At 62.1% G+C, this 9,144-nt stretch carries 11 protein-coding genes; 7 read left to right on the top strand and 4 right to left on the bottom strand.

Annotated elements, in window-relative coordinates; all coding sequences use genetic code 11:
- Positions 1-345: 345 nt before the first annotated feature.
- Positions 346-870, top strand: coding sequence for a single-stranded DNA-binding protein (locus NKI38_RS21510; RefSeq protein WP_352627855.1), 525 nt, complete (start codon positions 346-348; stop codon positions 868-870).
- Positions 871-947: 77 nt separating this feature from the next.
- Positions 948-1,373, top strand: a complete 426-nt coding sequence (locus NKI38_RS21505) for an OsmC family protein (protein WP_352660345.1) — start codon at positions 948-950, stop codon at positions 1,371-1,373.
- A 24-nt stretch (positions 1,374-1,397) separates the two neighbouring features.
- Here NKI38_RS21505 and NKI38_RS21500 read toward each other — a convergent pair whose 3' ends face one another.
- The 3 genes from NKI38_RS21500 to NKI38_RS21490 all read right to left on the bottom strand — a co-directional run bounded on the left by NKI38_RS21500 (position 1,398) and on the right by NKI38_RS21490 (position 3,076).
- A complete protein-coding gene (locus NKI38_RS21500) occupies positions 1,398-2,027 on the bottom strand; it encodes a MarC family protein (RefSeq protein ID WP_352627853.1) in 630 nt (209 codons plus the stop codon).
- Between the two features lie 102 nt (positions 2,028-2,129).
- Complete coding sequence (locus NKI38_RS21495) at positions 2,130-2,507, bottom strand: VOC family protein (RefSeq protein WP_352660342.1); 378 nt, start codon at positions 2,505-2,507, stop codon at positions 2,130-2,132.
- Positions 2,508-2,539: 32 nt separating this feature from the next.
- Positions 2,540-3,076: a hypothetical protein gene (locus NKI38_RS21490; protein WP_352660339.1), complete on the bottom strand. Its 537-nt coding sequence runs from the start codon at positions 3,074-3,076 to the stop codon at positions 2,540-2,542.
- 85 nt (positions 3,077-3,161) lie between these two features.
- Here NKI38_RS21490 and NKI38_RS21485 point away from each other — a divergent pair, with 85 nt between their 5' ends.
- Positions 3,162-4,004 carry a helix-turn-helix transcriptional regulator gene (locus tag NKI38_RS21485; RefSeq protein ID WP_352660336.1) on the top strand — a complete coding sequence of 281 codons (843 nt, stop codon included), beginning with the start codon at positions 3,162-3,164 and terminating at the stop codon, positions 4,002-4,004.
- A gap of 253 nt (positions 4,005-4,257) precedes the next feature.
- Entirely contained in the window at positions 4,258-7,062 is a 2,805-nt protein-coding gene (gyrA, locus tag NKI38_RS21480; RefSeq protein ID WP_352660333.1) for a DNA gyrase subunit A, read from the top strand.
- A gap of 69 nt (positions 7,063-7,131) precedes the next feature.
- Here gyrA and NKI38_RS21475 read toward each other — a convergent pair whose 3' ends face one another.
- On the bottom strand, positions 7,132-7,284 hold the full coding sequence (locus NKI38_RS21475) for a hypothetical protein (RefSeq protein ID WP_352660330.1): 153 nt from the start codon (positions 7,282-7,284) through the stop codon (positions 7,132-7,134).
- A 194-nt stretch (positions 7,285-7,478) separates the two neighbouring features.
- Here NKI38_RS21475 and coaD point away from each other — a divergent pair, with 194 nt between their 5' ends.
- From coaD to NKI38_RS21460, 3 genes are all read left to right on the top strand, one after another.
- On the top strand, positions 7,479-7,979 hold the full coding sequence (coaD, locus tag NKI38_RS21470) for a pantetheine-phosphate adenylyltransferase (protein ID WP_352660327.1): 501 nt from the start codon (positions 7,479-7,481) through the stop codon (positions 7,977-7,979).
- Between the two features lie 109 nt (positions 7,980-8,088).
- Positions 8,089-8,583, top strand: a complete 495-nt coding sequence (locus tag NKI38_RS21465; RefSeq protein WP_352660357.1) for a peptidylprolyl isomerase — start codon at positions 8,089-8,091, stop codon at positions 8,581-8,583.
- Between the two features lie 40 nt (positions 8,584-8,623).
- Positions 8,624-9,136 (top strand): peptidylprolyl isomerase, encoded by a 513-nt coding sequence (locus tag NKI38_RS21460; protein WP_352660324.1) that lies wholly within the window; start codon positions 8,624-8,626, stop codon positions 9,134-9,136.
- Positions 9,137-9,144 lie beyond the last annotated feature (8 nt).

Raw genomic sequence — 9,144 nt, 5'->3', positions numbered from 1 at the left:
ATTTCCGGCAGCGGGTAGGCGACACGCCAATGCTGGCGGGGATCAGACAGCGCCGAAAAATGATCTAGAATTGAATGCGAGTGGCAAGCGTGGCGTGACATCGAGGGCTCCGCAAATCACGAAGCCCCTCATGAATCACATTCGCATACCATACGCACCTCCCGTTAACCCGAAGCGATTGCCCTGCCGACAATGCTGCCATTCCTTGACAATCAGCAGCAATGCCGATAAGAACGAAAAGGGAACAAAAACCTTGTGGGAAAAGCCAGCCTTAGCAGGCGGCTGACGTCCGCAGCCTGTAAGGTGCTGCGACAAAAATTGGTTTCGGATGAGCGGAGAAACATCATGGCGGGTAGCGTCAACAAGGTCATTCTGGTCGGCAATCTCGGTGCGGACCCCGAAATTCGCCGGCTGAACTCGGGCGAGCCAGTCGTCAACATCCGCATCGCGACGTCGGAAAGCTGGCGCGACAAGAATTCCGGCGAACGCAAGGAAAAAACCGAGTGGCACAACGTCGTCATCTTCAATGAGGGCATCGCCAAGGTGGCGGAGCAGTATCTGAAGAAGGGCATGAAGGTCTATGTCGAGGGCCAGCTGCAGACGCGCAAATGGCAGGACCAGACCGGCGCCGACAAGTACACGACGGAAGTCGTGCTGCAGAAATTCCGTGGCGAGCTGCAGATGCTCGACGCACGCGGGCAGGGTGAGGGCGGCCAGGTCGGCGGCTATGCCGGTGGTGGCAGCAGCCGTGGTTCCGATTTCGGCCAGTCCAGCCCGAGCGAAGGCTTCAATCGCGGCGGCGGCGGTGGTGCCAAGAGTGGCGGCGGTGGCGGTTCGTCGCGCGAACTGGACGACGAAATCCCGTTCTGAGCGAACGGACCGGTATCAAGATATGATCGGCACGCAGCGCGCGCCGATCAATTGATTTCAGCGGAAAGACGTATCACGTGAAAGCGCGCGTAAAGTGGGTCGAGGAGCGCACCTTCGTCGGCGAGTCCGGCAGCGGCCATAAGGTCGTGCTCGGAACCGCGCCCGGACCGGAAGGCAGGACGCCGGGCCCGAGCCCGATGGAACTGGTGCTGATCGGAACCGGCGGCTGTTCGGCCTATGACGTGGTGCATATCCTCGAGAAGGGCCGCGAGGCGGTCGAGGATTGCGTCGTCGAACTCGACGCCGACCGGGCCGAAACCGAGCCCAGGGTGTTCACCCGCATCCACATGCATTTCGTGGTCAAGGGCCGGGCGCTGTCCAGCGACAAGGTCAAACGGGCGATCGATCTTTCGATCGAAAAATATTGCTCGGCTTCGGCGATGCTGTCCAAAACCGCTACGATCACTCACGACTTCGAAGTGATCGATACGGCGGTGAAGTAGGCAGTAGGTAGTAGAAACTGCTATTCAGCCCGCCATCAACGCCTTGATGCCGTCGGCGACGAACTGCACGGCAAGTGCGGCCAGGATGACGCCGAGCAGCCGGGTCAGGATCGAGCGGCCGGTCTGGCCGAGGATGCGGTCGATGCGTTCCGACAGCACGAACACCAGATAGGTTATGGCGAGGCAGACGAAGATGATGCCGACCAAGGCCGCCTGGGCTGCAAATCCTGGAAACGAACCGGACAAAAGCACTGTTGCCGAAATGGCGCCGGGACCGGCGATCAGCGGGATCGCCAGCGGAAAGGCGGCGATGTTGTGGATCATGTCCTTGGTGATGGCGACGTCGCCGATCTTCTCCTTGCGGTCCTGCCGGCGCTCGAACACCATTTCGAATGCGATGAAGAAAAGCAGGAAGCCACCAGCGACGCGGAAAGCCGGCAGCGTGATGCCGAACACCGACAGGATCGAGGCGCCGGCAACCGCAAACAGCGCCATCACCAGGAAACCGATGATCGAGGCACGGACGGAAACCTGCTGGCGCTCCTCGCGGTTCATGCCGCGCGTTACGGCCAGGAACAGCGGCGCCAGGCCGGGCGGATCGATGGTCACGAGAATGGTGACGAAGGCGTTGAACAGGCTGTCGAAACTCGGCATCTCTGACCCCTCCCGCCGGGTCGAGCCCGTACCAGGATATTGGTAGAGCAAAGCCCGGTCGGTGGGAACAGTCAGGACCGCGAAACTGAGGACTTCGACGGATTAGCCGGCAGCGTCGCAATAGGCTTCGAGGCGATAGCCGTCCGGGTCAACGACAAAGGCGGCATAGTAGTTTTCGCCATAGTCGGCGCGCAGACCCGGCGCGCCATTGTCGCTGCCGCCTTCACGCAACGCGCCGGCATGGAAAGTGTCAACGCTGCCCCGCGTCGGTGCGGCGAAGCAGAAGTGCAGGCCGGATTTTTCGTCTGAAGGCACAGGCCGCGCCGCTTCGTTGACCCATAGCGCGACGCCCTGCGTTCCATAGCCCAACGAACCCGGCGACTGGCTGAGACAGCTGTAACCAAGCGGCTTCAATGCCGCATCGTAGAAGCGCTTGGAAGCGGCGGTGTCGCGGACACCGATCGAGATATGATCAAACATGGTTTTCTCCATTGTTACAATATCTTGTAGCGTCAGGCTCCCGCCGCCCGCCGCGCTAGGAACTCGACCTCCAGCCGCCATGTCGCGCCATTGTCGTGCGAGCGCTCGCCAAGCCAGCGGAAGCTGTCTTCGGTGATGCGGGAAAAACTCCAGCGCACCGATGAGCCGGTGCCGTCGGCGCCCACCTGCACGATCGTGTCGCCCTCGGCGCGGCCGAGTTGGCGGCTGTAATACTGGTTGCGCGGATCGCTCCAGAAGATGTGCCAGGCATCCTCGCCGGGATCATAGACACGCAGCGTCGTGCCGTAGAACGTCCAGGCGCCCAGCGAGGGCGAGGGGCCGGCGTTACGCGCGGGCAGGATCCAGACGTCCTGGATCGCCCGGCCTTCCAGCACCCAGCCGAAATGCACCTCGCCACGCCCGGTCAGCACGGTGCCGTCCTCGAGATGGCGCGAGGCATCGAACGTCCAGGCACCGGCGAAGCGCCCGTAGAGGTTCAGCTTTTCGGCAAGCCCGTCGATAGGTCCGGGACTGTGCAAGGCTTCGGCAAAGGATGATTGGTCAAACATGGTTCAGCTCTCTTCTTGTCAGGAGACCGGGAAGACTAGGCGGTGACGGGGTTCTGGGCTTGGGAAAAATTGCTATATTTCGGCTATGACGGCGACAACGCATACGCTTGCATCCGGCCCCGGCTGGCGCGTGACGGACGTGATCTGCACGGCCGGTGCCGGCGATCGGCCGTTCGAGGAAGCACATCAGGATTTCTGTGTGACCGCCGTCACCAGCGGCACGTTTCGCTACCGCGCGCAACAAGGCACGGCGATGCTGGCGCCCGGTGCCCTCCTGCTCGGCAATTCCGGCACATGCTATGAATGCGGGCATGAACATGGCAGCGGCGACCGTTGCCTGTCGTTTCATTTCGGACCGTCCTACATGGAACGGATCGTGGCTGGCGTGCCGGGCGCCAGGAAGCTGGCCTTCGCCACGCCGCGCCTGCCGCCTTTGCCGGTGCTGGCACCACTGCTGGCCGAAGCGGAAGCCGCGCGCGAGACTGCTGACATGGATGCCTTCGAGGAACTTTCCCTGCGCATAGCCGGCGCCGCCGTGACGGCTGTCACCGGAGCCACACATGTCGGGCGCGCGCCGAGCCGCCGCGATCAGAAACGGGTTGCCGAGGCGGTGCGGCGGATAGAGCTGGATGCCGACGGGCCGGTCTCGCTTTCAGCGCTTGCGGATGAGGCGGCCACCAGTCCGTATCATTTCCTGCGCGTTTTCCGGCAGGTCGCGGGCATGACGCCCTATCAGTTCCTGCTCAAGACGCGGCTGCACAGGGCAGCGGTGCGGCTGCGCATGTCGGACGAAGCAGTCTCGGCGATTGCCCTCGAGTCCGGCTTCAACGATCTGTCGACGTTCAACCGCCGCTTTCGTCGTGTCATGGGCGAAACGCCCGGCAAATATCGCGCCCGCCGTGGCGCAACGGGCCTTCGCGTCTCGTGAATCGGCTCAGGTGCTCGCGAGGGCAGCCACAGGGTCCAATCCATCGCGGTCGTGGCTTTCGCTCAGGGAAAACGTCCATTGCAGGCTTTTGCGTCGATGGCGGCGAAACCGCCTTGGCCATATCGTCGCAATCAGCGGTATCCATTTGAAATTACCACCAAAAATGACACTGGAAAAGTGCCTGGCATGTTGGAGTTTCCGCCTTGCTTCCTATATAAGCACCAAGTGATTCCTGATTAGATTGTGATCCGATTTGACCGACCAGAAGACACCGCGCGGCGCCGACGGCGGCCCCACCGGCATCGAGCCGATATCCATCGTCGAGGAGATGCAGCGTTCCTATCTCGATTACGCCATGAGCGTGATCGTCAGCCGCGCGCTGCCCGACGTGCGCGACGGCCTGAAGCCGGTGCATCGCCGCATTCTCTTCGCCGCCCATGAGAGCGGCTACCACTGGAACCGCAAATATGTGAAGTCGGCGCGTCCGGTCGCCGACGTGATGGGTAAATACCATCCGCATGGCGACGCTTCCATCTACGACGCCTTGGTGCGCATGGCGCAGGACTGGTCGCTGCGCGTGCCGCTGATCGACGGACAGGGCAATTTCGGCTCCATCGATGGCGATCCACCGGCGGCGATGCGCTACACGGAAGCGCGGCTGACCAAGGTCGCGCACGAGCTTTTGGAGGATATCGACAAGGACACCGTCGATTTCCAGGACACTTATGATGCGTCGGGCAGCGAACCCAAGGTTCTGCCGGCGCGTTTTCCCAATCTTCTGGTCAATGGCTCGGGCGGCATCGCCGTCGGCATGGCGACCAACATCCCGCCGCACAATCTCGGCGAAATCTGCAACGGCGCGATCGCCCTCATCGACAATCCGGCGATCGACCTGCCGGCGCTGATGGAAATCATTCCAGGACCGGATTTCCCGACCGGCGGCATCGTGCTTGGCCGTTCCGGCATCTACAGCGCCTATTCGACCGGCCGCGGCTCCATCGTCATGCGCGGCAAGGTCAACATCGAACAGCGCGGCAACGATCGTGAATCGATCATCATCACCGAAGTTCCCTACCAGGTGAACAAGTCGTCGATGATCGAGAAGATGGCCGAACTGGTGCGCGACAAGCGCGTCGAGGGCATTTCCGACATCCGCGACGAGAGCGACCGCCAGGGCTACCGGGTCGTCATCGAATTGAAGCGCGACGCCGTTGCCGACGTCATCCTCAACCAACTCTATCGCTTCACGCCGCTGCAGACCTCTTTCGGCGCCAATATGGTGGCGCTGAACGGCGGCAAGCCGGAAGTGATGAACCTGACCGACATGCTGAAGGCGTTCGTCGCCTTCCGCGAGGAGGTGATCACCCGGCGGACGAAATTCCTGCTGCGCAAGGCGCGCGACCGCGCCCATGTGCTGGTCGGTCTCGCCATCGCCGTCGCCAACATCGACGAGGTGATCAAGCTGATCCGCACCGCGCCGGATCCGCAGACGGCGCGCGAGCAGTTGATGGAGCGGCGCTGGCCGTCCGGCGACGTCGAATCGCTGATCCTCCTGATCGACGATCCGCGCCATCGCATCAACGAGGACGGCACCTACAATTTGTCCGAGGAGCAGGCGCGCGCCATCCTCGAACTGCGCCTGCAGCGCCTGACCGCGCTCGGCCGCGACGAAATCGCCGACGAGTTGAACACGATTGGCGCCGAAATCATTGATTATCTGGACATTTTGTCTTCCCGCGCGCGCGTCCAGCAGATCGTCAAGGACGAGCTTGCCGCCGTACGCGACGAGTTCGGCACGCCGCGCCGCACCGAACTCTCCGAGGGCGGTTCGGACATGGAAGACGAGGACCTGATCCAGCGCGAGGACATGGTCGTGACGGTGAGCCATTCCGGCTACATCAAGCGCGTGCCGCTGTCGCTCTATCGGGCGCAGCGCCGCGGCGGCAAGGGCCGCTCCGGCATGTCGACCAAGGAAGAGGATTTCGTCACCCGGCTGTTCGTCGCCAACACGCATACACCAGTGCTCTTCTTCTCCTCGCGCGGCATCGTCTACAAGGAAAAGGTCTGGCGGCTGCCGATCGGCAATCCACAGTCGCGCGGCAAGGCGCTGATCAACATGCTGCCGCTCGAGCAGGGCGAGCGCATCACCACCATCATGCCGCTGCCCGAGGACGAGACCAGCTGGGGCGAGCTCGACGTGATGTTCGCCACCACGCGCGGCACCGTGCGCCGCAACAAGCTTTCCGACTTCGTCCAGGTCAACCGCAACGGCAAGATCGCCATGAAGCTGGAGGAGGAGGGCGACGAGATCCTCGGTGTCGAGACCTGCACCGACAATGACGACGTGCTTCTGACCGCCAGTTCCGGCCAGTGCATCCGCTTTTCGGTCGGCGACGTGCGCGTCTTCCAGAGCCGCAATTCGGTCGGCGTGCGCGGCATTGCCATGGCCGAGACAGACCGGGTGATTTCCATGGCGGTGATCGAGAGTGTCGATGCGTCGCCGGCCATACGCGCTGCCTATCTCAAGCGGGCGGCGGCCGAACGGCGGCTTGCCGCCGGAATCGCTGCCGGCGAAGAGGAAGAGATCGCGCTGACCAACGAAGAGGTCGGCGAGGAGGCGGAGCTTTCCGACGCGGACTACGAGAATCTCAAGGTACACGAGCAGTACGTGCTGACAGTGACGGAATATGGCTACGGCAAGCGGTCGTCTTCCTATGATTTCCGGGTGACCGGGCGCGGCGGCAAGGGCATTCGTGCCACCGATGTTTCCAAGGTAGCCGAGATCGGCCGGCTGGTGGCGACCTTCCCGGTCGGCAATGACGACCAGATCATGCTGGTGTCGGATGGCGGCACCGTCATCCGGGTGCCGGTCAACGGCATCCGCTTCGCCAGCCGCGCCACCAAGGGCGTGACCATCTTCAACACGGCTGAAGGTGAAAAGGTGGTTTCGGTCGAGCGCATCTCTGAGCCGCAATCGGACGAGGAAATCGAAGAGACCGTTGAAGGCGGCGCTGATGTCGCTCCGACGCCTGACGCCGGTCCTGAGGGTGCGGAGTAAGACCGGCACCCAGGTTTTGACATAGCAACGCCGGCCCATCGGCCGGCGCGGCAGCAAGTCCGGACTGACTTAGTAGTGACGATACGGCTTGCGGGGGCCGAAGCCTTCGAAGCGTTTGGTGTTGGCCTTGACGCGGACGCGTTGTGCCTCCTGATGCAGCCCAAATACGGTGGCGATCAGCATGACGACGGTCATTGCGGTGGCGAGCATGTAGATCAGCATGTGCGTGTTCTCCTGCGCCTAACAACGGATAGATGGGATTTTGGTTTCATCTTATTAAGGTGCAACCTAGTGAACGCTGCGTGAAGGCTTCGTGATCAGCGTGTTCATCTGTCGTTCATGCGCCGGAAAAGGTTCACGGCCGGCGCGCCGATCGGATTTGCCTTTGCGAGAGAGGCTCGCTAGAAGCACCAGCCATGACTGAACGCATCGCCCTCTATGCCGGCTCTTTCGACCCGCTGACCAACGGCCATCTCGACGTGCTGAAGGCCTCGCTGGCCGTCGCTGACATCGTTTATGCGGCGATCGGCATCCATCCGGGCAAGCAACCGCTGTTTTCCTTCGAGGAACGGGTGCAATTGATCGAGACCGCCACGAAAGCGGAATTCGGGCGTGATGGTGCCCGCATCAAGGTCGTCGCCTTCGACGGGCTGGTCATCGACGCAGCCAGGAAGCAGGGTGCCTCGATCATGATCCGCGGCCTGCGCGACGGCACCGACCTCGACTACGAGATGCAGATGGCCGGCATGAACGAGACCATGGCGCCTGAACTGCAGACGGTTTTTCTGCCCGCCAGCCCCTCCGTACGCACCATTACCGCCACACTTGTCCGCCAGATTGCCTCGATGGGAGGCGACATTCGCCCCTTCGTGCCGGCGGCTGTCGCTGGCGCGCTCACCGCCAAATTCAAGAAATAAGACCCCGGAGACAGATATGCAGCTGAAAAAGCTCGCCTCGTTCCTCGTTGTGCTTGCCGGTCTTGTGACCGCATCGGTCTCGGCTTTTGCCGCCGACCCGGAAAACACCATGATCATCACGCTGAAGGACGGCGACGTCACCATTGCGCTTCGGCCCGATCTCGCGCCCAAGAACGTCGCGCAGATCAAGAAGCTGGTGCGCCAGGGCGCCTATGACAATGTTGCCTTCCACCGCGTCATAGACGGCTTCATGGCGCAGACCGGCGACGTCAAGTTCGGCAACATCAAGAAGGGTTTTAGCGCCCAGGCCGTCGGCACCGGCGGTTCCGATCTACCCGACCTGCCGGCCGAATTCTCGCAGACCGAGCGCTACACGCGCGGCGTGGTCGGCATGGCCCGCTCGCAGGACCCCAACTCCGCCAATTCGCAGTTCTTCATCATGTTCGCGCCGGCACCGCCGCTCGACGGCCAGTACACCATCGTCGGCAACGTCGTCAGCGGCATGGAACTGGTGGACCACATCAAGAAGGGCGACCAGGCGGACAATGGCACGGTTACCGATCCCGACCGGATGATCAAAGTGCGCATCGCCGCAGACAAGTAAAGTTGTCAAATAACTCTGTTTTCTCAAAAGGATATCTGACATGGCCGAAATTAAAGACCGCGAGAACGCGCTCATCATGGAAACGACCAAGGGCAATGTGGTCATCGAACTTTTCCCCGACCTGGCGCCCGGCCATGTCGCCCGCATCAAGGAACTGGCCCGCGAAGGCGCCTATGACGGCGTGGTCTTCCACCGTGTCATCGAGGGCTTCATGGCGCAGACCGGCGACGTCAAGTTCGGCAATTCCAGCAAGCCCACATTTGCGCCGTCCCGGGCTGGCATGGGTGGCTCGGAAAAGCCGGACCTGAAGGCCGAATTCTCCAACGCCAACCATGCCCGCGGCACCTGCTCGATGGCCCGCTCGCAGAACCCGAACTCGGCCAATTCGCAGTTCTTCATCTGCTTCGACGATGCCGCCTTTCTCAACCGCCAGTACACGGTCTGGGGCCAGGTCATCGAAGGCATGGACAATGTCGACAAGATCAAGCGCGGCGAGCCGGTGCAGGATCCCGACAAGATCGTGTCGCTGAAGGTCGCGGCCGACGTCAAGTAGGGGTAAAC

It is taken from the genome of Mesorhizobium sp. M0621 (assembly GCF_040320745.1).
GTDB lineage: Bacteria > Pseudomonadota > Alphaproteobacteria > Rhizobiales > Rhizobiaceae > Mesorhizobium.
Note: the sequence above shows the minus strand (reverse complement) of the source record. Positions and strands in the feature narration are given on the sequence as shown.

Coding starts and splice junctions, on each gene's coding strand:
- NKI38_RS21490 (WP_352660339.1), bottom strand. CDS start 3,076: ATGTTTGACCAATCATCCTTTGCCGAAGCCTTGCACAGTCCCGGACCT.
- NKI38_RS21510 (WP_352627855.1), top strand. CDS start 346: ATGGCGGGTAGCGTCAACAAGGTCATTCTGGTCGGCAATCTCGGTGCG.
- coaD (WP_352660327.1), top strand. CDS start 7,479: ATGACTGAACGCATCGCCCTCTATGCCGGCTCTTTCGACCCGCTGACC.
- NKI38_RS21460 (WP_352660324.1), top strand. CDS start 8,624: ATGGCCGAAATTAAAGACCGCGAGAACGCGCTCATCATGGAAACGACC.
- NKI38_RS21500 (WP_352627853.1), bottom strand. CDS start 2,027: ATGCCGAGTTTCGACAGCCTGTTCAACGCCTTCGTCACCATTCTCGTG.
- NKI38_RS21465 (WP_352660357.1), top strand. CDS start 8,089: ATGATCATCACGCTGAAGGACGGCGACGTCACCATTGCGCTTCGGCCC.
- NKI38_RS21495 (WP_352660342.1), bottom strand. CDS start 2,507: ATGTTTGATCATATCTCGATCGGTGTCCGCGACACCGCCGCTTCCAAG.
- NKI38_RS21485 (WP_352660336.1), top strand. CDS start 3,162: ATGACGGCGACAACGCATACGCTTGCATCCGGCCCCGGCTGGCGCGTG.
- NKI38_RS21475 (WP_352660330.1), bottom strand. CDS start 7,284: ATGCTGATCTACATGCTCGCCACCGCAATGACCGTCGTCATGCTGATC.